Origin of the sequence: Nonomuraea angiospora (assembly GCF_014873145.1) — a bacterium.
In the GTDB taxonomy this organism is placed as follows: Bacteria; Actinomycetota; Actinomycetes; order Streptosporangiales; family Streptosporangiaceae; genus Nonomuraea; species Nonomuraea angiospora.
In genome coordinates this window covers 154757-181726 of the sequence record NZ_JADBEK010000001.1, presented here as the reverse complement: position 1 = coordinate 181726, position 26970 = coordinate 154757, and the positions used below count along the sequence as shown (strand labels likewise).

Sequence of the window (26970 nt, the reverse complement as noted above, 5' to 3'; positions counted from 1 at the left end):
CCGGCCCCCCGGGACTCACAGCCGGTAGACGCGCCGGGCGTTCCCCGAGCCGATCATGTGGGCGATCCGGGCGGCGTCCGCGGCGCTCCACTCCCCCGCCGCCAGCCGCGACCCGAGCGCCGCGCCGAGCGCCTGCCGGTAGTAGAGCGCGCCCAGGTAGCAGGTCTCGGCCACGCCGTGGCAGCCGGAGCTGAACAGCAGCTTGTGGAACGGGGCCAGCTCCAGCAGCTCGTCCACGACCCTGGCCGAGGCGGCGGCGGTGTGCGGGAGAGCGAGGCCGACGTCCACGTAGACGTGCGGGTGGACGCCCGCGAGGTAGGCGGCCTGGCGGTGGTAGGGGTAGCAGTGCAGCAGGATGAGCGGCACGCCGACCGGCTGCAGCATCCTGGCGAAGGCGCCCAGCCGGCCCGGGTCGGTGCGGTGCAGGTCGGGCCCCGAGCCGCCGAAGCCGGTGTGGAGCTGCACGGGCAGCCCCCGTTCCCTGGCCACGTCGATCGCGCTCCAGAGCAGGTGGCGCAGCAGGATCTCGTCCGTCAGCGGCGGCTTCGGGTCCGACAGCCGCCGGTTGGCCGCCGCGATCACCGCTCCCCTGGTGGGCCTGGCCGGGTCGAAGTCGAGGCCGTACAGCGACGCGATGACGGTCTTCAGCCCGACCGCCCGGGCGGCCCTGGCGGTCAGCTCCTCGCCGACGCCGTCGAGGTAGTCCACGGCCAGCGGCGCGTCCTCGGCCACGTCCCGCTCGATCTGCTCGATGCGTACGAGCTCGTCGGCGGCGGCCCCGCCGTGGCGGCCCATCTCGGTGGCGGTCAGCAGGTCGATGTCCGTCGCGCTCGTGTTCGCCGGTGCGGTGTCCACCAGGAACGCCACCACCCCGGCCCCGGTCAGCAGCCGCCGGTTGACCTCGGCCGCGCCCAGCTCCTCCCGGCGCGAGACGTAGACGGCCGGCGGTGCGTGCGGCTCCAGGTCGAGCAGCGGCGCGCACCAGCGGCGCACGGCCATCCCGAGCGGCGCGTCGAAGTGGGTGGTGCCGGGCGGCGCGGGGCTGCCGCCCTCGTTGATGAGCAGCTCGAACTCGGCTCTGCTCAGGTCGTCCCGCCGCACCCCGTGACAGTGATGGTCGACGAGCGGGGCCAGCAGCGCGTCACGCACCGTGCCGGGCAGGTCTACGGGGAGCATGCGGAGACTCTAGGGGAGCTCCGCACGCCCCCGCGGCGGTTTTACCGTAGTTATCTGCGGGACAGGCGCAGCACGTTCGCGATGATCTTCGCGCCCGCGCCGCCCTCCTGCGTCAGGATCGACTCGGGGTGGAACTGCACGGCGAACCGCCGCCGCTCGACGTCCTCGATCGCCATGACGTTGCCGTCGGGCGTGAGCGCGGTCGCGGCGAAGCCGACGACGCCAGGCTGCTTGGCGTGCAGCGAGTGGTAGCGGGCCGCGGTGAACTCGTCGGGCAGGCCCTCCAGCAGCGCGCTGTCGGCGATCCGCGAGACCTGGCCGCGCTTGCCGTGCTCGGGGTAGCCGAGCAGCTCCAGCGTGCCCCCGGCCTGCTCGACCATGGCCTGCAGGCCCAGGCAGACGCCGAAGACCGGCAGGTCGCGGGCGTAGATCTGGTCGATCAGCGCCGACATGCCGAAGTCGGACGGCCAGCCAGGCCCCGGCGAGAGCACCACCAGGTCGGGCGCGATGTCGTCGATCATGTGAGCCGGGAAGCCGTGGCGCAGCGTCACCACGTCGGCGCCTTCCTGGCGGAAGTAGTCGGCCAGCGTGTTGACGAAGGAGTCCTCGTGGTCGACGAGCAGCACCTTCATGCCCTGGCCCGGCTGCGGCCTGGGCTCGGGGACCGGGACGGTGCCCGGCCGGTTGACCGCGGCCAGGGCGCCGAGCAGGGCGCTGGCCTTGAGCTCGGTCTCGCGCTCCTCCGCCTCGGGGTCGGAGTCGAACAGCAGCGTCGCCCCGGCCCTGACCGTCGCCACACCGTTCTTGATCTGGGCGGTACGCAGGGTCAGGCCGGTGTTCATGGAGCCGTCGAAGCCGATGAAGCCGATGGCGCCGCCGTACCACCTGCGGGTCGTGGCCTCGTGGTCCTCGATGAACTGCATGGCCCACGTCTTGGGCGCGCCGGTGACCGTCACGGCCCACATGTGGGTGAGGAACGCGTCGAGCGCGTCGAACTCCGGCCGCAGCCGCCCCTCGATGTGGTCGACCGTGTGGATCAGGCGGGAGTAGAGCTCGATCTGGCGGCGCCCGATGACCTTGACCGTGCCGGGCACGCAGATGCGCGACTTGTCGTTGCGGTCGACGTCGGTGCACATGGTCAGCTCCGACTCCTCCTTGACGCTGGACAGGAGGGTGCGGATGGCCTCGGCGTCCTCGACCGGGTTGCTGCCGCGGGCGATGGTGCCGGAGATGGGGCAGGTCTCCACGCGGTCGCCGCTGACCCGGACGTACATCTCGGGCGAGGCGCCGACCAGGTGCTCGCCCTCGCCGAGGCTGATGATGAACTCGTACGGCGCCGGGTTGCTCTGCCGCAGGCTCCGGTAGAAGGCCGGCGGGTCGGCGCAGGCGGAGTGGAAGACCTGCCCGGGCACGACCTCGAACAGGTCGCCGCGCTTGAACCGCTCCTTCGCGGCCGCCACGACCTTGGCGTAGGTGCCCTTCTCCGGGTTGCCGGGCAGCTCGCCGGGGGTGACGGGCTCGGCGCTGGCGCCGGTGCGCTCCAGGCCGCGGGTGGTGGCGCCGTCGACGGTGAACTCGTAGCGGAACTCGACGCTGGACTCGCGCTGCCGGTCGATCACGATGATGCGGTCGGGCAGGTGGAGGACGAGGTCTCGCTGGTCGTCGGGGCGGACGAGCTCCTGCCTGATGGGCTCGAACTGGAAGGCCAGGTCGTAGCCGAACGCGCCGTACAGGCCGAGGTGCGGGTCGTCGCCCTTGAAGGCGGCGATGACCTCGCGGATCGCGGTGAACACCGTGGGCCGGCGGCTGCGCATCTCCTCCGGCAGCATCTCCTCCGACTCGGGGACGTACACCTCGACGCGGTCCGGCGTCGGCTCGGCGACCGGCTTCCCGGCGGCCAGCAGGCAGGAGGCGACGGCGGGCAGCACGACCCTGCCGCGCTCGTTGAGCGCGGTCGCCGAGATGACGCGGCCCTTGGCGACCAGCTCCAGGCACGGGTCGACGTAACCGAAGGCCCATCGGCTGTAACGGCCCGGGTAGTCCATGCCCGAGGAGAACGCGCCGCCGCGCCTGTGCCCGAGCGAGGTCACGATCTCTTCGAGTGCGGCCTCGTCCACCTCGCGCGCCTCGCGCTCGACCCCGATGCCCCCGGCGGTGGTATATCCGCTCGTCTCCACTTCCTGCCCCTTTACCACGTCAAATGATCGAGCCCCGGGGGCGGACACGCGAAAGGCCGCCATCCGGGGCGGCCGTCCGTTGAGGAATGCGAAACACGCGCCGCCTAGGAGCGGCGCCACCACTGGAGCTGAGCGTGACTTCGCATGCGAACAGGTTAACCGGCGGACCATGATCGCGCAACGCCGACCCGCCTGCCCGCCCCCGGTGCGCGAGTTTCAATACAGAGCTGTACTGTATTCATGTGATCGAGAGGAGACCCGAGATGCCCGAGACCGAGGCGATCACCCTCCCCACCCTGCGGCCGAACCCGTTCGACCCTCCCGGCGGCCTCGCCGAGCTGCGCGCGAGCACCCCCATCACGCGCCTCGCCTACCCCGACGGCCACCTGGGCTGGCTGGTCACCAGCCACGCGCTCGTGCGCGAGGTGCTGGCCGACCGGCGCTTCAGCGCCCGTTCCGAGCTGCGGCACGTCCCCATCGAGAGCACGAGCGCGGGCCGGCCGAGCCCGCCCGGGATGTTCGTCGGGATGGACCCGCCCGAGCAGACCCGCTACCGCCAGTTGCTCACCGGCGAGTTCACGGTGCGCAGGATGCGCCTGCTCGCCGAGCGCATCGAGGAGATCACCGAGCAGCAGCTCGACCTCATGGAGCGGCAGGGCCCGCCGGCCGATCTGGTGGAGGCGTTCGCGGCGCCGGTGCCGGCGGTGGTGATCTGCGAGCTGCTGGGCGTGCCCGGCGAGGAGCGGGCGGGCTTCATGGCCGAGGCCACCGAGCTGGTGCGCCCGGACGCCACGCAGGAGCAGAAGATCTCCACGTTCCTGGCGATGCAGGCGCGCATGCGCGATCTGGTCGTCGCCAGGCGGGCCGAGCCCACCGACGACCTGCTCAGCGGCCTGACCAGGAGCGACCTCACCGACGAGGAGCTGGCCAACATCGGCTTCATGCTCCTGGGCGCCGGCCTCGACACCACCGCCAACATGCTCGCCCTGGGCACGTTCGCGCTGCTGCGCCACCCCGGCCAGCTCGCCGTCCTGCGCGACGAGCCCGGCCGGGTGGACCAGGTGGTGGAGGAGCTGCTGCGCTACCTCACGATCATCCCCTTCCTCGTCCGTACGGCGCTGGAGGACGTCGAGCTGGGCGGCGAGCTGGTCAGGGCCGGTGAGACGGTCACCGTCTCGATGCCGGCCGCCAACCGCGACCCGGACCGCTTCCCCGACCCCGACGTCCTCGACCTGCGCCGGGACACCGGCGGGCACGTGGGCTTCGGCCACGGCGTGCACCAATGCCTGGGCCAGCAGCTGGCCAGGGTGGAGATGCGGGCCGGCTATCCGGCGCTGTTCAGGCGGTTCCCGTCGCTGCGGCTGGCGGTCGAGCCGGAGCAGGTGCCGCTCCGCACCGACATGCTCATCTACGGGGTCCACAGCCTCCCGGTGACGTGGGACGTGCGGGGATGAGCGGCCGGGTCTGCCTCGTCACGGGCGCGTCGTCCGGCATCGGCCGCGCCACCGCGCTGGAGCTGCTGCGCGCCGGCCACACCGTGTACGGCCTGGCGCGCCGCGTGGAGCGGATGGACGTGCTGCGCGAGGCCGGCGGCCACGCGATCGGCGCGGACGTGACCAGCGACGCCGACCTGGAGCGGGCCGTGCGGACCGTCGTCGACGAGCAGGGGCGCGTCGACGTGCTGGTGAACAACGCCGGCACCTCCGTGTACGGCGCCGCCGAGGACGTGCCGCTGGAGCGGGCGCGGCAGGTGTTCGAGGTCAACCTGTTCGGCCTGGCCCGGCTGACCCAGCTCGTCCTGCCGCACATGCGCGAGCGCCGCTCCGGCACGATCGTCAACGTCTCCTCGATCGGCGGCGAGATCGCCCTGCCGCTGGGCGCCTGGTACCACGCCTCCAAACACGCGCTGGAGGGATATTCCGACTCGCTCCGGGAGGAGGTGGGGCGGTTCGGAGTGCGGGTCGTGGTGGTGCAGCCCGGGATCATCAGGACGGAGTTCGGCGACGACACGCCGCGCGAGCTGCGGGAGATCTCGGGGCACGGGGCGTACGCGGACGACGCGGAGTGGATGGCGCGCCGGGCCGAGGCGGGGTTCAAGCCGGGCAGCAGGGCCTCGGACCCGCGCGTGGTCGGCCGGGCCGTCGTGAAGATCGTGGCCGCGCGCGACCCGAAGCCCCGCTACGCCGTCGGCTACCTGGCCGGGCTGCTGCTGTGGGTCAATAGACTCCTGCCGGACCGCCTCTACGACAAGATGGTGACCCGCCGCGCATGATGACCACCGACGACCTCGGCACGACCGGCACGCGAGCCGCGCGACCGGCCGGACGGCCGCGCAACCAGGAGGCCGACACGGCCATCCTGGCGGCCGCGCTCGACCTGCTCATCGAGCACGGCGCCCAGCAGACCAGCATCGAGCAGGTCGCCAAGCGGGCCGGCGTGACGAGGGCGACGGTCTACCGCAGGTACGCCGACAAGACGGCACTGCTGGTGCGCACCCTGCAGTGGGCCCTGCACGACAACGACCCCGCGGTCGCCGGCTGGCGCGACCTGGACCACATGTTCGAGGAATGGGCGCTGCACCTCGCCGATCCGCGCAACCGGGTCCTGCTCCGGCGGGTCTTCGGCACGGTCGACGACTATCCCGAGCTGGTGCGGACCTACCGGGAGACCAACGGCGGGCGGCGGGCGGCGGTGGTGCGCGAGGCGCTGGCCGCGGCCCGCGAGCGTGGGGAGCTCCCCTCCGGTCTCGACCTGGACGTGGTGCAGGAGCTGCTGACCAGCGCGGTGACGGGCCATCTGATCGGCCGTCCCGACGACGAGGGCGCCGGGGAGATCAAGGCGTACTTCCTCGCGATCATGCGACAGGTCGGCTTTAGGCGACATATCAGCTGACCAGATTACATTTCAGGCAGTCACGTTACATTTCGCGACACCTCTTGCTTTCCCGACAAGATCTCTTCACGCTTCTCGACAGAGGCGTAAAGATCACCTCTTGTCTCGAGGGACTCGAAGGAGAGTCGCGTGCCCAACACCCCCCGCTGGCGTGCGGTCCTGGCCGGGATCGCCGTCATCGCAGGCTTATGCGTCCCGCAGGCCCCGGCGCTGGCCGCGCCGGAGCCCGCGAAGATCGACGCCGCCGTCCAGGCGCAGCTCGACAAGGACGACAAGGCCACTTTCTGGGTCCGGATGAAAGGGGCGGCCGACCTGAGCGGCGCCCGCCGGGCCGTCACCAAGGACACGAAGGCCGAGCTGGTCTTCGAGGCCAAGACCGAGCGGGCCGCCGCCTCCCAGGCGGGCCTGCGCAAGCTGCTCGACTCCCGCCGCACCGACTACACGCCGTACTGGATCGTCAACGCCGTACGGGTGACCGCCGACGCGAAGCTCGCGGGCGAGATCGCCAAGCTGGCCGACGTCGACAGCATCCAGCCGGTCCGCACCGTCAAGCTGCCGGACCCCACGCCCGGCAAGGCCGAGGCGAAGGTCAACGCGGTCGAGTGGAACATCGACCGGGTCAACGCCCCGCGCGTCTGGAGCGAGCTGGGCAACCGCGGCGAGGGCATCGTGATCGCCCACATCGACTCCGGCGCCCAGTTCGACCATCCCGACCTGGTCCAGAGCTACCGGGGCAGGAACCAGGACGGCACGTTCACGCACGACTACAACTGGTTCGACCCGGCGCGCGTCTGCCCGTCCCCCGCGCCGTGCGACAACAACGGCCACGGCACGCACACCATGGGCACGATGGTAGGCGCGAACGGCATCGGCGTCGCGCCCGGCGCCAAGTGGATCGCCGCCAAGGGCTGCGAGGTCAACACCTGCACCGACGCCTCCCTGCTGGCGGCCGGGCAGTGGGTCCTGGCGCCGACCGACCTGAACGGCCAGAACCCGCGCCCCGACCTGGCCCCCGACATCGTCAACAACTCCTGGGGCGGCGACGGCTACGACCCCTGGTACAAGGAGACGGTCGAGGCGTGGGTCGCGGCCGGCATCTTCCCCGCGTTCGCCAACGGCAACGAGGGCCCCGCCTGCCGCACCAGCGGCTCGCCCGGCCAGTACGTGGAGAGCTACAGCGCGGGCGGCTTCGACGTCAACAACACGCTCTACAACCGCTCCAGCAAGGGTGAGGGCGAGAACGGCGAGATCAAGCCGAACATCGCGGCCCCGGCCGTCAACGTGCGCTCCTCGACCCCGGGCAACTCCCACGAGAGCTTCACCGGCACCTCGATGGCCTCGCCGCACGTGGCCGCCACGGTCGCGCTGATCTGGTCGGGCTCGCCCGGCCTGCAGGGCAAGGTGGCGGCCACCAGGCCGCTGCTCGACAGCACCGCCGTCGACGTCAGCGACACCAGCTGCGGCGGCACCGCGGCCGACAACAACGTCTGGGGCGAGGGCCGGCTCGACACCTACGCCGCCGTCCAGGCCGCGCCGCACGAGGACCTCGGCGACCTGCGCGGCACCGTCACCTCGGCCGGCTCGCCGCTGGCGGGCGTGACGATCACGCTCTCGGGGCCGCTGAGCCGCACGGTGACGACGGGCCAGGACGGCACGTACGCGGTGCCGCGCCTGCTGCCGGGCGACTACCAGGTCAGCGCGGAGAAGTTCGGCTACGAGAAGGCGGGCGCGACGGCCACGGTCACGGCCGGGCAGGCCGCGACCGCGGACGTGTCCATGACCCGGCTGCAGTCCGGCGTGGTGTCCGGCACGGTCAGCACCGCGGGCACGCCTGAGGCGGGCGCGACGGTGGAGGCCGCCGGCACGCCGGTGAGCACCGTGACCGACGCCTCGGGCCGCTACAGCCTGACGCTGCCGCAGGGCGACTACGAGCTGAAGGTCACGCCGGTGTCCCGCTGCTCCAGCGGCACGACGGCGTCCGTCTCGGTGGCCGGCGACGTGACCAAGGACATCGAGCTGCCGCTGCGCGGCGACAACTTCGGCTACACCTGCAAGAGCGGCGCCCAGGCGTACGTGGCCGGTACCGAGAAGCTGGCGCTCAGCGGCGACGACGAGGCCGTGCAGGTGACGCTGCCGTTCCCGGTCCCCTTCTACGGCACGGGCTACGGCAAGGCATGGATCGGCACGAACGGGTACGTCTCGTTCGCCACCGACCGGGTCACCACCGGCAGCAACGGCCGGCTGCCGACCACGACCACGCCCAACAACGCGGTCTACCCGTACTGGGACGACCTCATCATGGACGCCCAGGCCGGGGTCTACACCGGGGTGACGGGCACGGCGCCGCACCGGACGTTCGTGGTGGAGTGGCGCAACGCCGCCTTCTACAACGCCTCCGGCCTGCGGGTGTCGTTCTCGGCGCTGCTGGGCGAGGACGGCTCGATCGCCTTCCGGTACAAGGACATCGACAGCGAGCGCGAGCAGGGCTCCAGCGCCACCATCGGCGTCGAGAACGCGGGCGGCACCGACGCCATGCTCTACTCCTACGAGGAGCCGGTGCTGTCCACCGGGCAGGGCCTGACGTTCACGGCCAGCCGGCACGGCCTGGTCACCGGCGCGGTCACCGACGCCAACGACGGCAAGCCGCTGGCCGGGGCGACGGTCAAGGTGGGCGACGTGGCCACGTTCACGACCGGCGAGGACGGCTCGTTCTACGGGCAGGTGCTGGCCGGTGACTACGACGTCGTGGTGTCCAAGGAGCACTACGGCACCTTCACCAAGCCCGTCACGGTCGCGCCCACCACGGTGACGCGGATCGACACGGCGCTGGTCACCGGCCAGGTGAGCGCGTCGGCGGGCGAGCTGACCGTGGTGATGCCGGCCGGGTCCACCCGCACCAGGACGCTGGAGCTGACGAACCTGGGCTCGCCGACGCCGTACACGGTGGTCTCGGAGCCGTGGTTCGCCACGACGCCGGCCTCGGGCGAGCTGGCCAAGGGGCAGAAGGTGACGCTGAAGGCCACGCTCTCCAGCGCGGGCGTCGCGCCCGGCACGGTCAAGACCGGCACGCTCCTCGTCCGGTCGGCCAGCGGCCGGCAGCCGAACATCGAGATCAAGGTGTCGGTCGTGGTGCCGAAGCTGCAGGTCGCCATCGACACGGGCGCCACGAAGAACGTGGTCGACGGCGCCGGTGACACCTGGACGCCGGACAAGAAGTACGCCGCGGGCAGCTACGGCTACGTGGCCACCTCGACCAGCACGTCGAGCACGTCCAGGACCATCGCGGGCACCTCCGACCAGGCGCTGTTCAGGACCGCCAGGGAGAAGATGCTGGAGTACCGCTTCGACAACGTGCCCGCCGGCACGTACACCGTCGAGCTGGACTTCGCCGACCTGAAGAGCACGCAGCCGGGCAAGCGGGTCTTCGACGTCCTCGTCGAGGGGCAGCTGGCGATCCCGGCGCTCGACCTGGCCCTGGAGGCGGGCACGTACACGGCGGTGAGCAGGCAGTACACGGTGAAGGTCACCGACGGCCAGCTCAACGTGCGCTTCGCCACCCGGCAGGGCGCCACGATCGTGAACGCCGTCCGCATCTCGGAGCGCCCCGACCGGGCGACCCCGTAGCGGCCCACGGGTGCCCCCGGGCTGTCACGGCCCGGGGGCATCTGTTACTGGTTAGTACATGAGACGCGTGCGGCTCCAGCGGGATCTTCCCGTTCCGATGCCCGACGGCGTGACACTCCTGGCCGACCACTACGCCCCGGCCGGAGACGAGCGGGCTCCCGTCATCCTGATGCGCTCGCCGTACGGCCGGCGCGGCCTGTTCGGCTGGTACTACGGCCGCGGCTTCGCCCGGCAGGGCTTCCACGTCGTCATCCAGAGCTGCCGCGGCGGCTTCGGCTCCGGCGGGCTGCTCGACCCGCTCGGGGACGAGCACGACGACGGCCTGGCCACCATCGCCTGGCTGCGCAAGCAGCCCTGGTACGGCGGCTCGTTCGCGATGTTCGGCCCCTCCTACCTCGGTTACACGCAGTGGGCCGTCGCGCCCTACGCCGGGCCCGAGCTGAGGGCCATGGCCACGCAGATCACCGCCTCCCAGTTCAGGGACGCGGCGTACGTGGGCGGCGCGTTCGCGCTGGAGTCGACGCTGAGCTGGACCACGCTCACCGACGGCATGTCGCGCCGGTTCGGCGGCGCCGCCCTGCTGACCGCGCCCCGGCTGACCCGCAGGGCGGTCCTGTCGGGCCGCCCCGTGGCCGAGCTGGACTTGGCCTCGGCCGGGCGGCCGCTCCGGTTCTACCAGGACCTGCTCATGCATCACGCCCACCCGGACGTCCCCTACTGGGACAAACGTGACTTCTCACCGAAGGTGGGCGAGGTGGACGCGGCCGTCACCATGCTGGGCGGCTGGTACGACGTCTTCCTGCCGTGGCAGCTCAAGGACTACACGGCGATGCGGGCCGCGGGGCGGCGGCCGTACCTGACGATCGGCCCCTGGTACCACATCGACACCCGGCACGGGCGGCCCGCCATGGCCGAGTCGCTGGCCTGGTTCCGCGCGCACCTGCTGGGCGACTTCTCCGGGCTGCGGCCCGACCCCGTGCGCCTGTACGTGACGGGGGCCGAGGAGTGGCGCGACTTCCCCGACTGGCCGGCGCCGGGGACGCGGGAGCAGCGCTGGCACCTGCAGCACGGGTTCGGGCTGGGGACCGACGGGCCCCTCGACGCCCCGCCCGACCGGTTCCGGTACCACCCCTCCCACCCGACGCCGGTGATCGGCGGGCCGGTCCTGCTGGGCGACTCCCGGCCGCGTGATCAGCGGCGGCTGGAACAGCGACGCGACGTGCTGGTGTACAGTTCGGCGGCACTGGAGTCGGACGTGGAGATGATCGGGCCGGTGCGGGGCGAGCTGTTCGTGCGGTCGAGCACGCCGTACGTGGACGTGGTGGTGCGGGTGTGCGACGTGTACCCGGACGGGCGCTCGTACAACGTGTGCGAGGGCGTGCGCCGCCTTTCGGCGTCGGACTCCCTGGACGGGGTACGGCGGGTCTCCGTGGACCTGTGGCCGATCGCGCACCGGTTCGGGCGCGACCACCGGATCAGGGTGCACGTGGCGGCCGGGGCGTACCCGACGATCGCCCGCAACCCCGGCAACGGCGACCCCCTCGGCGGGGGCGACGGCGCGATGGTGCCCGCCGACGTCGAGGTGTTCCACTCCCCCGACCGTCCCTCCGCCGTGGTGCTGCCGCTGTGCGCGCCTCGCGGCTGATGTCGCTGGTCCTGCTGCTGCAGGGCCGGGGCGGGATGACGGCGGCGGAGCTGGCCAAGGAGCTGGAGGTCTCCGAGCGGACCGTACACCGCGACGTGCTCGCGCTGTCGGAGGCGGGCGTGCCCGTCTACGCCGACCGGGGACGCGGCGGCGGCTACCGGCTGCTCGACGGGTACCGGACGCGGCTGACCGGGCTGGACCGGGCCGAGGCGGAGGCCCTGTTCCTGTCGGGGGTGCCGGCGGCGCTGCGGGAGATGGGGCTGGAGGAGGTGGCGGCCACGGCCCGGCTGAAGGCCGCCGCCGCGCTCTCCCCCGCGCTGCGGGACGCGCCGGCCGTCGCGGCGCAGCGCTTCCACCTGGACGCGCCCGGCTGGTTCTCCGGCGGCGACCCGCCGCCGGAGGCGCTCGCGCCGCTGGCCAGGGCCGTGTGGAACGACCGCCGCGTCTCGGCCGTCTACAAGGGGAACGTGCGCACGCTGGAGCCATACGGGCTGGTGCTCAAGGCGGGCGCCTGGTACCTGGCCGCGCGGCTCGGGACCCGGTTCCTGATCTTCCGCGTGCACCGGTTCGGCGCGGTGTCCGTGCTGGCCGAGCCGTTCGACCGGGAGCCCTCCTTCGACCTGGCCGCCTTCTGGGCGGAGCGGTCGGCGGAGTTCTCCCGGTCGCTGCTGCGGGACGTGGTCACGCTGCGGCTCAGCGAGCGGGGGGTGCGGATGCTGCGGCACATCGCCGACCCGGCCGCGCTCGACGACGCGCTCGCCTCGCTCCGGCCGGACGGGACGGTGCGGCTGGCGGTGGAGTCGGTGCCGGTGGCGTTCTCGCAGGTGCTGCGGTTCGGGCCGGAGGCCGAGGTGCTGGACCCGCCCGAGCTGCGGGAGCTGATCGCCGACGCCGCCGCCCGCATGTCCGCCCTCTACCGGCCTCCTACCGGCGCTTGATCAGCCCTCTACCGGCCCTTGATCAGCCCTGACCCGCCTTGATCAGCCCTGACCCTCTGCCGGGTCAGCGGTATTCGGCCGGGTCGGTGTCCTTGCCCGGCTCCCGTACCTCCGTGATGTAGCTCCACACCCGCGGGCGGCTGCCGTCCACGTCCGTGAAGCCGTACGCGCCGGCCAGGTCCTCGCTGGAGACCGACCTCCCCGACCAGCGCTGCCGGTCGGGGTCGGCGGCGAGGGCGGCGACGCCCCTGCCGACGTACGCGGGGGTCTCGGAGACCATCCAGGTGACGTCCACCTTCGCCTCGCGCCAGTTGTCCTCCGTGACGCCGAAGCCGTCGAGCATGGCCTCCGAGCGCAGGAACCCCGGAGTCACCGCCACCGCGGTCCCCCCGTACGGGCGCAGCTCGCGCGACCAGGCGAAGGCCAGCCGGTTCACCGAGACCTTGGCCAGGTCGTAGTAGACGTTCTCGCGGTAGCGGGTCTCGTTGAAGGCCCAGGTGCCGTCGGTGACCTCGACGACCAGGCCGCCCTCGTTCCTGATCAGCAGCGGGAGCAGGTGGCGGCTGCTGATGATGTGCGTGTCCACCGCCAGCCTGAGCAGCCGGAAACCCTTGTCCATGTCGTGTTTCCAGACCGGGGTGTCCCACTCCCAGAGGTGGTCGCTGCCCCACACGTCGTTGACCAGCACGTCGAGCCTGCCCTGCTCGCGCTCCACCCGCCCGGCCAGCGCCTCCACCTGGGCGGGGTCCAGGTGGTCGACCTGGACCGCGATGCCCGTCCCGCCGGCCGCGGTCACCAGCTCCGCCGTCTCCTCGATGGTCTCCGGCCGGTTCATCTCCGAGCGCCGCTCCCGCGTGCTCCTGCCCGTGCAGTAGACCGTCGCGCCCGCCGCGCCCAGCGCCAGCGCGATGCCCCGTCCCGTTCCGCGGGTCGCGCCCGCCACCAAAGCAATCATGCGGCCGATCGTTCCCCGAATACCCGACAACCCGTGTCATGTTTTTCCGGATAACTGTGATCTACTTCAAGGATCCCGATGGGGTGCTGGTGGAGTTCGCGGCCTGGACGCGCCGAGTGGGCCGGCCGGGGGACGTCCGCCACACCCCCAAAACCACCGCCGACCGCACCACCTGACCAACGCGACGCCCGACTTCGGGCATAACGCGCCCCAGAGGGCCGGGCACCGTCAACAGCGCCGGGCTCCGCCGCACCCGGCCCGCCGACGCGGCGCCCCGAAGCGCCATCCTGCGTAGCCGCCCAGTCCCGCCACCCGCAACGCCCGCTAACCACGCGACACCCGCCAGCGCGGCGCCCTGGTGGCGCGGTACGGCACGGCTCGCCAAGGGGCGTCTCAAAGGGCCGGGCACCGTCAACGGCGCAGGGCTCCGCCACACCCCGACCCGCCGACGCGGCGCCCCGAAGCGCCGTCCTGCGTAGCCGCCCAGCCCCACCACCCGCAACGCCCGCTAATCACGCGACACCCGCCGGCGCGGCGCCCTGGTGGTGCGGCACTGCACGGCCTGGCAAAGCGCACCCCCAGAGGGCCGGGCACCGTCGACAGCGCCGGGCTCCGCCGCACCCCGACGCGCCGCGACCTCCCCTGCCGTCGCGCACCGCGGCCCAGGGGCCGTGGGGTGAGGGTGCGGGACCGTTCGGCGCGGGGAAGGGACCATTCGGCGATCAGGGGGAGGCGTGCGGCGGGCCAGTGTTTATGGTTTCTGGGGTGGCGCGAGTGGCCTGCCGGGAATGGTCGGAGATTTTAAGCCAAACCGTAATATTGCCGACATTTGGATTAATACCACCGCAAAGCTACTCTCCCTCCATTGACTACCCGTCAGGAACCGGTCACAGCCGGCTCCAGATCCACTCATCGGAGGGTTGATGACTACCGGGGAACCCGGGCAGCCACGCACCGACCGCAGCCCCTGGAACTGGCTGCTGATCCTGCCCATCGTGCTGCCGCTGCTGACGTTCCTGTTCAACGCCGACGAGCCCCGCCTGCTGGGCTTCCCGCTCTTCTACTGGCTCCAGCTGGCCTTCATCGTGGTCGGCGTCGGGTCCACGACCATCGTCTACAGGATGACCAAGTGAGCGGGCACACGACCGAGCTGGTCGTCTTCGTGCTGCTGTTCCTGCTGGTCACCGTCATGGGGTTCGTGGCCGCACGGTGGCGGCGGCCGACCGACCTGGCCAGCCTCAACGAGTGGGGGCTCGGCGGGCGCAGCTTCGGGTCCTGGATCACATGGTTCCTGGTGGGCGGCGACCTCTACACCGCCTACACGTTCGTCGCGGTGCCGGCGCTGGTGTTCAGCTCCGGCGCGCTCGGGTTCTACGCGCTGCCGTACACGGTCGTGGTGTACCCGCTGGTGTTCCTGGTGCTGGCGCGGATGTGGTCGGTGTCGCACGTGCACGGTTTCGTCACCCCTGCCGACTTCGTCCGGGCCCGGTTCGGGTCGCCGACGCTGGCGCTGGTGATCGCGATCACCGGGCTGGTGGCGACGATGCCGTACATCGCGCTCCAGCTCATCGGCATCGAGTCGGTGCTGAAGGCGATGGGGATCACCGGGCACCTGCCGATCGTGATCGCGTTCGCGATCCTGGCCGCGTACACCTACCAGTCGGGCCTGCGGGCGCCCGCGCTCATCGCGTTCGTGAAGGACGCGCTGATCTACATCGTGATCCTGGCGGCCGTCATCTACATCCCGGCCAAGCTGGGCGGATGGGACTCGATCTTCGACGCGGCCAAGGCCAAGTTCGACGCCACCCCGGCACCGGGCGACGGCATCATCCTGAACGCCAACAACCAGCTCCAGTACGTGACGCTGGCCTTCGGCTCGGCGCTGGCGCTGTTCCTCTACCCGCACAGCCTCACCGGCGTGCTGGCCTCGAAGAACCGCAACGTCATCAAGCGGAACATGTCCGCGCTGCCCGCCTACAGCTTCGTGCTCGGCCTGATCGCGCTGCTCGGCTTCATGGCCATCGCGGCCGGCGTCAAGCCGGTGATGAGCAACGGCAAGGCCGACAACAACACGATCGTGCCCCTGCTGTTCGACAAGGTCTTCCCCGACTGGTTCACGGGCGTCGCGTACGCGGCCATCGGCATCGGCGCGCTCGTCCCCGCGGCGATCATGTCGATCGCGGCGGCGAACCTGTTCACCCGCAACATCTACCGCGAGTACTTCAACAAGAACGCCAGCGACCGCGAGGAGGCCAACGTCTCCAAGATCGTGTCGCTGGTGGTCAAGGTGGGCGCGGTGCTGTGCATCCTGCTGCTCGACCCGCAGTTCTCGATCGACCTGCAGCTCATCGGCGGCGTGATCATCCTGCAGACGCTGCCGGCGGTGGCGCTGGGCCTGTACACGCGCTGGTTCCACAAGGGCGGCCTGATCGCGGGCTGGGCGGCCGGCCTGGTGGCGGGCATGTGGATGCTGTACCTCATCCCGAACCCCGCCAGCGGCAAGCTGCACTTCGGCGGCTCGGCGTTCGCGCTGTCGAACCTGGGCTTCGACACCAAGATGACGATCTACCCCGGGTTCGTGGCGGTGGCCGTGAACCTGGCGGTGGCGGCGCTGCTCACGCTGCTGTTCCGGGCGACCAAGGTGGCCGACGGCGAGGACGCGACGGCCCGCGGCGAGTACTTCGCCGACGAGGGCGACCCGAAGGTCAAGGACCTGGATCTGACCGGTTCGCACTGATCCCCCGCTGACGGCCCGTCCTCGCCACGAGCGGGGCGGGCCGTCAGTCTTGCGGGTAGGCGGGGTTGGCGACCGCCAGCTTCGCCCGTACGGCCTGCTCCAGGGCGGTGACGAGGGCGTGGTCGTCCTCGATCCGGCCCTCGCGGATGGCGGCGGCCAGCTCGGCGTCGCCGGCCATGCCCAGCGCGGCCAGCCGCGCCGCGTGCTCGCGCGCCTGCTCCGGGCCGAGCGTGATCTCCCGTTCCACCATGCCGAGCACGTTGATCGCCACCCGCGCGTGGAAGCGCACCCGCCCGTCCACGGCCGGGAGCACGTCGCTCTGGAGGAAGTCGCGGACGGCGGCCACGAGCTGGGCCGCCGTGGGCACGTCGTGCGGAGCAGATGTCATCTGATTTCTCCTCAAGGCGCTATTTATTCGCGTCCGATCGATGAACGGCTAGCCTGCGGCCATGCGCACAGAGTCTCCCACCGCCTCTCCCCTGGGGCCGCCCCCGGCGCTCGGGCCCCGGCTCATCCGGGCCGAGCTGTTCGTCGTGTTCTCGGTCTCGCTCGGCGCCAGCGGCCTGCTGGCGCTGCTGCGGCTGATCGGCTCCCTCACGGCGCCCGAGCAGCTCAAGGGCCAGCAGGCCGTGCTGGTCCGGTCGATGGCGCCCGGGCGACCGTGGCTGGACCTGGCGCTGCAGCTGGCCGACATCGCCATCAGCGTGGCGCCGGTCGCGCTGGTGGCGTACCTGATGGTGCGCTCTGGGGAGTCGCTGCGCACGATCGGCGTGGACTTCCGGGAGAAGGGCCGCGACACGGTGCGCGGCGCGGCGCTGGCGGCCGCGATCGGCGGCACCGGGCTGGCGTTCTACCTCGCCGTGTGGGCCGCCGGCGTGAACCTGACCGTCGTCGCCGGCCAGCTCCCCCAGGTGTGGTGGCAGGTCCCGGTGCTGCTGCTCGCGGCGGCGCAGAACGGGGTGCTGGAGGAGGTGCTCGTCGCCGGATACCTGCTGCACCGGCTCGGGCAGGCCGGGTGGACGCCGTGGAAGGCCGTGGCGGTGTCGGCGCTGCTGCGGGGGTCGTACCACCTGTATCAGGGGTTCGGGGGGTTCGTCGGGAACGTCGTGATGGGCGTGGTGTTCGGGCGGCTCTACCAGCGCTGGGGGCGCGCGATGCCGCTGGTGGTGGCGCACACGCTGATCGACGCCGTCGCCTTCGTCGGGTACGCCTTCCTGCACGGCCGCGTGAGCTGGCTGCCGTGAAGTGATTGACCGGGCAACTGGTTTCGGGTGAGATCCTTGCATGAGCTTCGCCATGCCCGACGGCGTCCGGCCGATCCGCGACGCCGTCCACGCGTTCATGACCGAGCGGGTGGAGCCGGCCGAGCCGGTGCTGCACGCGGGCGGCCCCGAGGCAGCGGCGGCTCTGGACGAGCTGCGGGCCGAGGCCAGGAAGGAGGGGCTGTGGGCGCTCGGCCACCCGCGCGAGCTGGGCGGCGGCGGCCTGCCGTTCCTCGACTACGTCTACGTCAACGAGGTGCAGGGCCGCAGCGAGTACGGGCAGCTCGCGCTGGGCACCTTCACGCTGCAGGACTCGCTGATGCTGCACGAGCACGCCTCCCCCGAGCAGCGCGAGCGCTACCTCGAGCCGCTGGTGCGGGGTGACATCTGGCCCAGCTTCGCCATGACCGAGCCGGAGATCTCCAGCAGCGACCCCACCCAGATCAGGACCGCCGCGGTGCTCGACGGGGACGAATGGGTGATCAACGGGCACAAGTGGTTCACGACCGGGGCGTCGCGGGCCGCGTACACGACCGTGATGTGCCGGACCGAGCAGGACGCCCCGCCCGAGCTCCGGCACCTGGCCTTCTCCATGATCCTCGTGCCGACGGACACGCCCGGCTACCGCATCGTCCGCGAGACGCCCGCGCTGGGGCTCGACGGCGCGCACTGCGAGGTCCGGTACGAGGACGTCCGCGTGCCCGCCGCCAACCTGCTCGGCCCGCGCGGCCACGGGTTCGTCATCGCGCAGCGGCGGCTCGGGCCCGGCCGGATCTTCCACTGCATGCGCTGGCTCGGGCAGGCGCAGCGGGCGTTCGACCTGATGTGCCGCAGGCTGCAGGAGCGGACCGCGTTCGGCGAGCCGCTGGCCGCGAAGCAGCTCATGCGACAGCACGTGTTCGACTCCTACGCCGAGATCCAGGCCGCCCGGCTGCTCACCCTGCACGCCGCCGAGGCCGTCGACGCGGGCTCGCAGGCCAGGGTGGAGATCGGCGCGATCAAGGTGGTAGGGGCGCGCACCCTGCACAACGTGATCGACCGGGCCATCCAGGTGTACGGCGCCGCCGGGCTCACCCCCGACACGCCGCTGGATCGGATGTACCGGCACGCGCGGGCCGGCCGGATCTACGACGGCCCCGACGAGGTGCACATCGACGCGGTGGGGCGGCGCATCCTGGGCGAGTACGCGGCGGGCGGCAACTGGGAGTTCGGCCTGCGATGACCCGGCTCCACGAGATCGTCGGCGAGGTGTTCGGGGCGGGCGCGTCGGTGCCCTTCAGCGCCCGGCTGCCCGGCGGGGCGTCCCGGGAGACCTGGGCCCTCGACGTCGTCACGGGCCCCGAGCGGCACGCGCGGCACGAGCTGATCCTGCGGCTCGACTCCCCCGGGGCCGCGCTGGAGGCGGGCGCCCCGCTCGCGTCGGAGGCCACGCTCATGCGGGCCGCGTCCGCCGCCGGGGTGCCGGTGCCCGCGGTCGTCGCCGCCGGGGAGTCATACATCCTCATGACCCGCGTGGCCGGCGAGACCATCCCGCGCAAGATCCTGCGCGACGACGCCTACGCCGCGGCCCGGCCCCTGCTGGCCGCGCAGTGCGGGCGGGCCCTGGCCGCGATCCACCGCATGCCGCCCTCCTGCCTGCCTCAGGAAGAGGAGGCGCAGGACCCGCTGCGGCGCTGGCGGGACGTGCTGGACCTGCTCGGCGAGCCGCACCCGGTGTTCGAGCTGGCGCTGCGCCGCCTGGCCGCCGACCGGCCCGCTTCCATGCGGCGCACGGTCGTGCACGGCGACTTCCGCAACGGCAACCTCATCGTCGGGCCCGACGGCATCAGGGCGGTGCTCGACTGGGAGCTCGCCCACCTCGGCGACCCCCTCGAAGACCTCGGCTGGCTCTGCGTGAAGGCGTGGCGGTTCGGCTCGCCGCTGCCGGTGGGCGGCTTCGGCGCCTACGAGGAGCTGATCGACGCGTACGAGGCCGCCGACGGGCATCCGGTGGACCGGGACGCGCTGCGCTGGTGGGAGACGTTCGGCGTGCTGAAGTGGGGGATCATCTGCGTCATGCAGACCATGCGGCACCTGCGCGGCGGCGCCCGGTCGGTGGAGCTGGCCGCGATCGGCCGGCGCGTGTGCGAGAACGAGTGGGACCTGCTGCGCATGCTCCGGGGAAAACCCGTTGCCCCGGCGTGACCCCGGGCCGCACGCTTGACCGGTGGCCATCCTGGAAGCGTCCCATCTGGTCAAGCGGTTCGGCGGGGTCACCGCCGTGCGCGATCTCAGCCTCACCGTGGGCGAGGGCGAGGTCGTCGGTCTGCTGGGCCCCAACGGCGCGGGCAAGTCGACCACCCTCCACATGCTGCTCGGCCTGATCACCCCCGACGCGGGCACGATCCGGCTCTTCGGCCTCGAGCTGGCCCGGCACCGCACCGAGGCGCTCACCCAGGTCAACTTCGCCGCCAGCTACGTGGACCTGCCCGGCGTGCTGCACGTGCACGAGGTGCTCGACGCGTTCGCCCGGCTCTACGCGCTGCGCCACCCGCGCCGCCGGGTTGAGGAGATGATCGAGCTGTTCGAGCTGGGCCCGCTGCGCAGGCGGAAGGTGATGGACCTGTCGTCGGGCCAGCGCACCCGGGTGCACCTCGCCAAGGCGCTGCTCAACGCGCCCAGGCTGCTGGTGCTCGACGAGCCCACGGCCAACCTCGACCCCGACGCCGGCGACCGCATCCGCAGCCTGCTGTCCCGCCTGGCCGGGGAGAGCGGCAGCGCCATGCTGATCACCTCGCACAACATGCGCGAGGTCGAGCGCATGTGCGACCGGATCCACTTCATGTCGGACGGCGTCGTCGTGGCCGCCGGCAGCGCCAAGGAGCTGGCCGGCCACTACGGGGCCGAGGACCTGGAAGAGGTGTTCCTGAAGGTGGCACGCGGATGACCTCGGTGACCCTGCCCCCGTTGAGCCTGGCCGCCCGGCGCACGCGCGTCATGGGCGTGGTCCGGCGCGACTTCGCGGCGCTGCGGCGCAGCCCGATCCGGATGTTCGAGATCCTGTTCTGGCCGACGATCGAGCTGGTGCTGTGGGGCTTCGTGACGCTGTTCCTGCAGGCGCAGCGGGTGCCGTTCGTGGTGGCGTTCCTGCTCGGGGCGGTGCTGCTCTGGCAGGTGCTGCAGAAGGCCAGCAACGAGATCTCGATCGCGTTCCTGGAGGACATCTGGTCGCGCAACCTGCTCAACGTGCAGGTCAGCCCGCTGTCGAGCGCCGAATACCTGACCGGGCTCGTGCTGTTCTCGCTGGGCAAGGTGGCGCTCGCGGTCGCGGTGATGGCCGGGCTGGCCCTCGGCCTGTACGGGTTCGGGCTGGCGAGCCTGGGCGTGGGGCTGGTGCCGTTCATGGGGGTGCTGCTCGTCCTCGGCTGGTCGCTGGGCCTGGTCGGCATCGCGGCGGTGCTCCGCTTCGGCGAGAACGCGCAGGTGATCGCCTGGTCGCTGGTGTTCGTGGTGCAGCCGCTGGCGGGCATCTTCTACCCGATCTCGGTGCTCCCCGAGCCGCTGCGGACGATCTCGTGGCTGCTGCCGGCCTCGCACGTGTTCGAGGGCATGCGTACGGTCATGGGCGGCGGCGCGGTGCCGTGGGACCGGCTGGCCTGGGCGGGCGGGCTCAACGTGGTCTACCTGGCGGGCACGGTGGGGTTGTTCGCCTGGGCGCTCAGATACGCCCGGCGGCACGGGAAACTCTCCCGTTTCGGGGACTGACGGCGGCCTGCGGGGCGAGCGCGGCGGCGATCACGTCCACCAGGCCCTCGACCACCTGTACGCGGTCCACCTCGGGGTGCTCCAGCCACCAGTCGCCGGTCGTCTGCACCATGCCGACGAACGCGTGTCCCAGCACCTGCGCCCGCACCGGGTCGGGCGCCGCCCGCTCGCCGGCGATCAGGCCGCCGAGCTCCTCGCCCAGCCCCCGCACGAGTGCGGTCATGTGGGAGCGGATCCGGGAGTCCTCGGCGCTGGCCCGGTGGAACAGGAACCGGTAGAGGTTGCGGTTGGCCGAGATCAGGTCGAGGTAGACGCCGATGGTCGCCCGCGCCCGGCCCCGCAGGTCGGCCCCCGGGGCGACGAGCTCGGGGCGGAGCCGGGCGATGACCGTGCGCACGTGGCGGTCGGCCAGCGCCTGGTAGAGGCCGCTCTTGTCGCCGAAGTGGCGGTAGAGGATGGGCTTGGTGATGCCGGCCTCGGCGGCGATGGCCGCCATCGAGACCTCGGGGCCCTGGGCCAGGATGACCCGGTCGGCCGCGTCGAGCAGCGCCCTGCGCCGGTCGGGGTCCCGTCCACTCACCCGCCCAGGATAGGCCGCCCCGGAATCCGCCCTTCACCTGCCCAGGACGGACCGCAACCGGCCGGGCAGCAGCGCCGAGAGCACGAGCAGCGCGCCGATGATCGTGTAGAGGCCGGTCATCCCGGCCATCGTGCCGGGCGGCTCGCTCAGCTCGGCCCAGGGGACGCCGTTCGGCTGCGACCACGGCAGGCCGCCCTCCCGCGCCCAGGGCAGGCTGCCCGCCACGCCGAGCGCGGCGTTCAGGTCGAGGGCGAACACGGCCCCCGCCGCCGCCAGCGGGATGCCACAGCCGAGGGCCGCCGCGGGCCAGGCGGTCAGGAGGGTGACGATGACGGCCACCGCGGCCAGGTAGGCGAGCGCCGCGGGCGCCGGGCCGAACGCGGCGTTGCTCGTACGCAGGGCTCTGGCGGCCGCCTCGGTCAGGTAGTAGACGGGCACGAGGGCGGCCACGCCTGCGGCGGCTCCCACCAGATGTCGATTCTCACGGGTCACACCGCCTTCGTCCCCGCCTCGCACGCCGATTACGCACGTCAGACCGTCAATGGCCGGTCCGGCGGCCGCCTTTACGTCGTAGATCACACGTTCGCCTCGAAATCGCGAAATTACTGGAAAATACTGGGACTGTTGGTACGCTCGCGCCATGAGTGACCGGCTGGACGATCTCGAGCGGCGGATCGACGGGCTCCGGGCGGGCGTGCGCAAGGCGATGCGGGTCAGGGACGGCGCGACGGCCCGCGCCCTGCGTGCCGAGCTGCGTACCGCGGAGCGCGAGTGGGACGCCCTCGTGAGCGGCGAGCCCTCCCAGGCCAAGCCGGAGCCGCCGCGCCTGGTGACGGTGCGCGAGCAGGTGCACCAGGGGCTGCGGCTGCTCGGCGCGCCCGCCCAGCCGCGGCTCGTCGTGGCCGTCAGCGACGTGTTCTTCGGCGGGACGATCCGCAGCGCCCAGCTCACCAGCCTGCGCAGGGACGAGGAGCGCTCGTTCCGGTCGTCGCCGCACGGGCGGCCGTACTACCTGTGCGCCGCGCTGACCGACCGCCTCTCCCCCGCCCGCGGGCTGCTCACGCTCAGCACCTGGCCGCTGGAGCGGCGCGTGGTCGGCCCGCTCAGCCCCCGCGTCGACTTCCTGACCTGCGCCGTCGCGGTGGCCTCGCACGAGTCGCCCGACGGGCGGGCCGACCGGTTACTCCTGCGCATGGCCAGGAACATCCCCGGCGCCACGGACGGCACGCTGGGCCCGCCCGACCCGGACCGGGTGATCGAGGCGGCCCGCGCCGAGCTGCGCGTGCACGGCGACCGCGACACGCGGGATCGCGCCGAGCTGGCAGAACGCGCCGCGGCGCAGCTCGGTGACGCCGCCCGCCTGTTCGGCGCCGCTACGCTGAGCACGATCAAGAAGGAGAACGCGAAGTGAGCGGCTTGAAGCGCGAGGGCGAACACATCCAGCGGCTTGACGCGTTGCGCGGCGCGACGCCGCCCCGCCCGCACGACGCCCGCGCCATCGCGGCCCTGGCCGCCAACCCCGGCTGCACCCGCCGGGCCCTGCTCGACGGCGCCGGCATCGACAAGGACGCCGCCGCCCGCCACCTTGGCTTCCCCGCGCCGTTCGGCCAGTCGCCGTTCGCGATCACGCGCGGCAACATGTTCGAGGCGCTGGTCAAGGCCGACGGGTGCGCGGAGCTGCTGCGGATGCTGCGCGAGCTGCTGCGCCTGCCGGTCGCCGAGGTCGCCTACCACGACGTCGAGAACGTCGGCGCCCACCTGCGCCACGCCCACACGCGCGCGCTGATCGACCGCGCGGCCCGCGAGGGCCAGGACGCGGGCACGCTGTACGACCACCCGCTGCTCACTCTGGAGATCGCCGGCCACACCGCCTACCTGGAGCCCGACGTGGTGGCCTTCCAGCTCGGCGGCCGCTTCCACATCGTGGAGATCAAGTCGTTCGCGGTGATCGACGGCCAGGCCGACCCGGCGGCGGTGGCCGGAGCGGCGCGGCAGGCGGCGGTGTACGTGCTGGCGCTGCGCACGCTGCTGGAGGAGCTGGGCCACGACCCGGCGAAGGTCTCGCACGAGGTGGTCCTGGTCTGCCCCGAGAACTTCGCCAACCGGCCCGTCGCGACCCTCGTCGACGTGCGCAAGCAGATGGCGGTGCTGCGCCGCCAGCTCACCCGGATGACCACGCTCGACCGGCTGCTCGAAGGGCTGCCCGAGGACCTCACGTTCGACCTGCGGCCCGGCGAGGACGGGCGGCCCACCCGGCCCGTCGCCGAGCTGGCCGACGCGCTGCGCAGGGCGACCGCCCGCTACGCGCCCGACTGCATGTCCGCGTGCGACCTGTGCTTCTTCTGCCGCGACGAGGCCCGCCAGGAGGGCGCCTCCGACCTGCTCGGCCGGCAGGTGCGCGACGAGCTGGGCGGGGTGGCCTCGGTGGCGGAGGCGCTCGGGCTGGCCGACGGCACCCGCGACCCCGCCGAGGGCCAGGAGGAGATCGCCCGGCTGCTCCGCAACGCCGAACGCCTGCGCAGGGAGTGCCTCACGTGAGCATGCTGACCTCGCTCGCGCGGCTGCGGGCCCTGGAGGAGGGCATCGCGCAGCCCGTCGCGACCGTCAGGCACTGCCACCTGTCGGAGCGGCCGATGGTCTTCATCCCGCTCAGGCTCTCGGGCGAGGCCGCCGCGCCGCTGGCCGCCATGCTCGGCACCGAGCGGGAGCGGCCGCGCCTGCTCGTGGTGACCCAGCCACGCAACCGCGACCTGCGCTTCGCCTGGGCCGCCGAGCTGGCCGGGGTGCTGCTGCCGTACGTCGAGGGCTTCATGGCCGACACCGAGACGGTGGAGCGCAAGAACGCCGACCCCTACGAGCGCGTGCTGGACGCGCCGCAGCTCGTCGTGCCCAACCAGACCGGGGTGGCCTTCACCAGGCTGCTCGGCCGCTCCACGCGCTTCCGCCGGGCCGACGGGCCCTATCCGGTGCCCGAGGCGGTGCCGCTGCTGGGGCGGTGGCTGACGTACTTCGCGGAGCGGGCCGCGTACCCGGGCTCGTCGATGATGCTGGCCGCGACCGAGGAGCTGGGCCGGCACTGGGCCAGCGGGCAGAGCTCGCTGGAGGACGCCAACCTGGCCGCGCTGCTGGCCTGGATCACCAGGGGGCCCGACGACGAGGCCGAGGACCCGCTGATCTGGCCGCCCGCCGGGCCCGCGACCGATCCGGGGTTCGACGCGGAGGTGCTGGCGCCGGCAATGGACAGCGAGTCGCCCGAGCGCATCACCGAGGCGCTGCGCACCCAGCTCGAGCCCACGTGGCGGCTCATGTGGCAGGCCGTCGACCTGCTGGCCGGGCTGGAGGAGGGCTCGAGCGTCGCGCAGCGGTGGGAGCAGGACCGCGGCTCCTTCAGCGGCATGGCGGTGCACATCGCCGAGGGCGCGCCGCCGCAGGCCAGGCGCGACGGGGCGGTGGCCGCCGCGGCCAAGCTGGCCCGCATGGAGCGGGCCCAGGCGGCGTACGACGTGCAGCGCGCCTACGACGACCCCCTGGTCATGGCCGAGTACCGGCTGACCGGGGAGGCGTTCGCGGGCGAGGTGATCGAGACCGTCCCCGACAACACCGAGGGCGAGGGCCGCTCCCGCAAGCTCCGCCCGCTGGTGGTGATCAAGACCGACGACCCGGTGCGCCTGGCGCCCGGCACCTCGCTCGGCACCCCGCAGCGCCGCGGCCAGGGCGCCGAGCTCGTGGAGGCCGGCCAGGGCCTGGTCACCCTGAAGATCACCAAGGGCATGGGCCGGGGGAAGACGCCGGCGCCGGGAGCGGTGCCCGAGATCGGCGAGCGGGTCTGCTACACGTCGCTGACCGACGACTTCCAGGGCTCGCCCCACCTGCCCGACTCCGAGGCCACGCCGTGGACGCACGGCGGGCCGCCGCAGGAGCACGTGCCCGACGACGAGGACGCCCAGGAGGAGTGGTCGTGACCGACAGCCCGGAGCAGGTCATCAGGAACGTCCTCGCCGACCTGCCCCGGCACCGCGGCGTCGTGGTCGACTCGCCGCCCGGCGCGGGCAAGTCCACGCTGGTGGTGCGGGCGGCGGCGCACATCGCGGCGACCGGCGAGCCCCTGATGATCGTCGCCCAGACGAACGAGCAGGTCGACGACCTGGTGACCCGCATCTCCGACAAGCACCCGCACCTGACCGTGGGCCGGCTGTCGGCCGGCGGCTACGTGCCACCGCTGCGGCTGCTGGAGCTGGCCGGCGTCCGGGTCGGCACCCGGATCCAGGATCTCGGCGACCCGGACATCGTCATCGCGACCGCCGACAAGTGGGCCTGGATCGGCGGCCGGGTGTGGCCGTGGGCGATCGTGGACGAGGCGTACCAGATGCGCTCGGACAAGCTGCTGCGGATCGCGGGGCTGTTCGAGCGGGCGCTGTTCGTGGGCGATCCGGGGCAGCTCGATCCGTTCTCGATCGTGGACGGGGACCGGTGGTCGGGGCTGTCGTGGGATCCGCTGCAGAGCGCGGTGTCGGTGCTGCTGCGCCACAATCCGGACCTCCCCGTCCACCGGCTGCCGGTGTCGTGGCGCCTGCCGGCCTCTGCCGCGCCGGTGGTGTCGCAGGCGTTCTACCCGTTCACCGGGTTCCGGTCGGGGACGTCGCACGGTGATCGGCGGCTGGAGCTGGTGACCGGCGGCATGGGGACCGTGCACGACCGGGCGCTGGAGGAGGCCGCCCGGTCGGGGTGGGCGCTGCTGGAGCTGCCCAACCGGCACACCGTGCGGACCGACGGGGAGGCCGTGCGGGCGGTGGCGCTGCTGGCCGAACGCCTGCTGCAGCGCGGCGCCGTGGCCTCCTCCGAGCAGGGCGAGCGGCCGGTGACGGCGGAGCGCATCGCGGTCGGGGCCGCCCACCGCGACCAGGTGGCCGCCATCCGGGCCGCCGGGGTGCCGGCGGAGATCACCGTGGACACGGCCAACCGCCTGCAGGGGCGCGAGTACGACGTGACGATCGTCCTGCACCCGCTGTCGGGCCGCCGCGACGCCACGGCCTTCCACCTGGAGTCGGGGCGGCTGTGCGTGCTGGCGTCACGGCACCGGCACGCCTGCGTCGTCGTGGCGCGGGCGGGCATCGCCGAGCTCCTGGACGCCCACCCGTCGGCGGAGCCGGTGCAGCTGGGGGTGCCGGTCAAGTTCCCCGACGGCTGGGAGGCCAACCAGTCGGTCCTCGACCACCTGTCCCGCCACCGCGTCTGACGCC

At 72.6% G+C, this 26970-nt stretch carries 24 protein-coding genes; 18 read left to right on the top strand and 6 right to left on the bottom strand.

Going from position 1 to position 26970, the window contains the following annotated elements:
- Positions 1-15: 15 nt before the first annotated feature.
- Both H4W80_RS00795 and H4W80_RS00790 read right to left on the bottom strand, forming a co-directional pair.
- Positions 16-1176, bottom strand: a complete 1161-nt coding sequence (locus H4W80_RS00795; protein WP_192783275.1) for an amidohydrolase family protein — start codon at positions 1174-1176, stop codon at positions 16-18.
- 50 nt (positions 1177-1226) lie between these two features.
- Positions 1227-3353: an anthranilate synthase component I gene (locus tag H4W80_RS00790; RefSeq protein WP_192783274.1), complete on the bottom strand. Its 2127-nt coding sequence runs from the start codon at positions 3351-3353 to the stop codon at positions 1227-1229.
- A 263-nt stretch (positions 3354-3616) separates the two neighbouring features.
- On the opposite strand from H4W80_RS00790, the gene H4W80_RS00785 reads away from it, so the two are divergent.
- From H4W80_RS00785 to H4W80_RS00760, 6 genes are all read left to right on the top strand, one after another.
- Entirely contained in the window at positions 3617-4807 is a 1191-nt protein-coding gene (locus tag H4W80_RS00785) for a cytochrome P450 (RefSeq protein WP_192783273.1), read from the top strand.
- Positions 4804-5625, top strand: coding sequence for an oxidoreductase (locus tag H4W80_RS00780; protein ID WP_192783272.1), 822 nt, complete (start codon positions 4804-4806; stop codon positions 5623-5625). The genes H4W80_RS00785 and H4W80_RS00780 overlap by 4 nt, the downstream gene beginning before the upstream one ends.
- Positions 5622-6245, top strand: coding sequence for a TetR/AcrR family transcriptional regulator (locus tag H4W80_RS00775; protein WP_225963169.1), 624 nt, complete (start codon positions 5622-5624; stop codon positions 6243-6245). The genes H4W80_RS00780 and H4W80_RS00775 overlap by 4 nt, the downstream gene beginning before the upstream one ends.
- A 129-nt stretch (positions 6246-6374) precedes the next feature.
- Positions 6375-9869, top strand: a complete 3495-nt coding sequence (locus H4W80_RS00770) for a S8 family serine peptidase (RefSeq protein ID WP_192783271.1) — start codon at positions 6375-6377, stop codon at positions 9867-9869.
- Positions 9870-9927: 58 nt separating this feature from the next.
- Positions 9928-11514, top strand: a complete 1587-nt coding sequence (locus H4W80_RS00765; protein ID WP_192783270.1) for a CocE/NonD family hydrolase — start codon at positions 9928-9930, stop codon at positions 11512-11514.
- Positions 11496-12452 carry a helix-turn-helix transcriptional regulator gene (locus tag H4W80_RS00760; protein WP_192783269.1) on the top strand — a complete coding sequence of 319 codons (957 nt, stop codon included), beginning with the start codon at positions 11496-11498 and terminating at the stop codon, positions 12450-12452. The genes H4W80_RS00765 and H4W80_RS00760 overlap by 19 nt, the downstream gene beginning before the upstream one ends.
- Before the next feature lie 64 nt (positions 12453-12516).
- Here the strand turns inward: H4W80_RS00760 and H4W80_RS00755 are convergent, their stop codons facing one another.
- Positions 12517-13407, bottom strand: coding sequence for an SDR family oxidoreductase (locus tag H4W80_RS00755; protein ID WP_192783268.1), 891 nt, complete (start codon positions 13405-13407; stop codon positions 12517-12519).
- A gap of 38 nt (positions 13408-13445) precedes the next feature.
- On the opposite strand from H4W80_RS00755, the gene H4W80_RS00750 reads away from it, so the two are divergent.
- The 3 genes from H4W80_RS00750 to mctP all read left to right on the top strand — a co-directional run bounded on the left by H4W80_RS00750 (position 13446) and on the right by mctP (position 16144).
- Positions 13446-13583: a hypothetical protein gene (locus tag H4W80_RS00750; RefSeq protein WP_225963168.1), complete on the top strand. Its 138-nt coding sequence runs from the start codon at positions 13446-13448 to the stop codon at positions 13581-13583.
- 747 nt (positions 13584-14330) lie between these two features.
- The gene (locus H4W80_RS00745; RefSeq protein ID WP_192783267.1) at positions 14331-14540 is read left to right on the top strand and encodes a DUF3311 domain-containing protein; all 210 of its coding nucleotides are present in this window, start codon (positions 14331-14333) and stop codon (positions 14538-14540) included.
- Positions 14537-16144, top strand: coding sequence for a monocarboxylate uptake permease MctP (gene mctP / locus H4W80_RS00740; RefSeq protein WP_318786643.1), 1608 nt, complete (start codon positions 14537-14539; stop codon positions 16142-16144). Before H4W80_RS00745 ends, mctP begins: the two co-directional genes overlap by 4 nt.
- A 43-nt stretch (positions 16145-16187) precedes the next feature.
- On the opposite strand, the gene H4W80_RS00735 is transcribed toward mctP, so the two are convergent.
- On the bottom strand, positions 16188-16532 hold the full coding sequence (locus H4W80_RS00735) for a DUF6285 domain-containing protein (protein WP_192783266.1): 345 nt from the start codon (positions 16530-16532) through the stop codon (positions 16188-16190).
- A gap of 61 nt (positions 16533-16593) precedes the next feature.
- Here H4W80_RS00735 and H4W80_RS00730 point away from each other — a divergent pair, with 61 nt between their 5' ends.
- The 5 genes from H4W80_RS00730 to H4W80_RS00710 are packed head-to-tail and all read left to right on the top strand — an operon-like array spanning position 16594 to position 21150.
- Positions 16594-17388 carry a CPBP family intramembrane glutamic endopeptidase gene (locus H4W80_RS00730; protein ID WP_192783265.1) on the top strand — a complete coding sequence of 265 codons (795 nt, stop codon included), beginning with the start codon at positions 16594-16596 and terminating at the stop codon, positions 17386-17388.
- Between the two features lie 40 nt (positions 17389-17428).
- Positions 17429-18628 carry an acyl-CoA dehydrogenase family protein gene (locus H4W80_RS00725; RefSeq protein WP_192783264.1) on the top strand — a complete coding sequence of 400 codons (1200 nt, stop codon included), beginning with the start codon at positions 17429-17431 and terminating at the stop codon, positions 18626-18628.
- A complete protein-coding gene (locus H4W80_RS00720; protein WP_192783263.1) occupies positions 18625-19590 on the top strand; it encodes a phosphotransferase family protein in 966 nt (321 codons plus the stop codon). Before H4W80_RS00725 ends, H4W80_RS00720 begins: the two co-directional genes overlap by 4 nt.
- Positions 19591-19612: 22 nt before the next feature.
- On the top strand, positions 19613-20332 hold the full coding sequence (locus H4W80_RS00715; protein WP_192783262.1) for an ABC transporter ATP-binding protein: 720 nt from the start codon (positions 19613-19615) through the stop codon (positions 20330-20332).
- Entirely contained in the window at positions 20329-21150 is an 822-nt protein-coding gene (locus tag H4W80_RS00710) for an ABC transporter permease (protein WP_192783261.1), read from the top strand. The genes H4W80_RS00715 and H4W80_RS00710 overlap by 4 nt, the downstream gene beginning before the upstream one ends.
- On the opposite strand, the gene H4W80_RS00705 is transcribed toward H4W80_RS00710, so the two are convergent.
- Together H4W80_RS00705 and H4W80_RS00700 are read right to left on the bottom strand one after the other, a co-directional pair.
- Positions 21104-21730: a TetR/AcrR family transcriptional regulator gene (locus tag H4W80_RS00705; RefSeq protein ID WP_192783260.1), complete on the bottom strand. Its 627-nt coding sequence runs from the start codon at positions 21728-21730 to the stop codon at positions 21104-21106. The genes H4W80_RS00710 and H4W80_RS00705 overlap by 47 nt on opposite strands.
- Positions 21731-21763: 33 nt before the next feature.
- Positions 21764-22222 (bottom strand): hypothetical protein, encoded by a 459-nt coding sequence (locus H4W80_RS00700; protein ID WP_192783259.1) that lies wholly within the window; start codon positions 22220-22222, stop codon positions 21764-21766.
- Positions 22223-22370: 148 nt separating this feature from the next.
- Between H4W80_RS00700 and H4W80_RS00695 the strand changes: the two genes are divergently transcribed.
- From H4W80_RS00695 to H4W80_RS00680, 4 genes are read left to right on the top strand one after another with little or no spacing between them, the layout of a single operon-like run.
- A complete protein-coding gene (locus H4W80_RS00695) occupies positions 22371-23141 on the top strand; it encodes a hypothetical protein (RefSeq protein WP_192783258.1) in 771 nt (256 codons plus the stop codon).
- The gene (locus H4W80_RS00690) at positions 23138-24268 is read left to right on the top strand and encodes a hypothetical protein (protein ID WP_192783257.1); all 1131 of its coding nucleotides are present in this window, start codon (positions 23138-23140) and stop codon (positions 24266-24268) included. Before H4W80_RS00695 ends, H4W80_RS00690 begins: the two co-directional genes overlap by 4 nt.
- A 2-nt stretch (positions 24269-24270) precedes the next feature.
- Positions 24271-25692, top strand: coding sequence for a hypothetical protein (locus H4W80_RS00685; protein ID WP_225964341.1), 1422 nt, complete (start codon positions 24271-24273; stop codon positions 25690-25692).
- Entirely contained in the window at positions 25689-26966 is a 1278-nt protein-coding gene (locus H4W80_RS00680; RefSeq protein ID WP_318786642.1) for an AAA family ATPase, read from the top strand. Before H4W80_RS00685 ends, H4W80_RS00680 begins: the two co-directional genes overlap by 4 nt.
- The last annotated feature ends 4 nt before the right edge of the window (positions 26967-26970 follow it).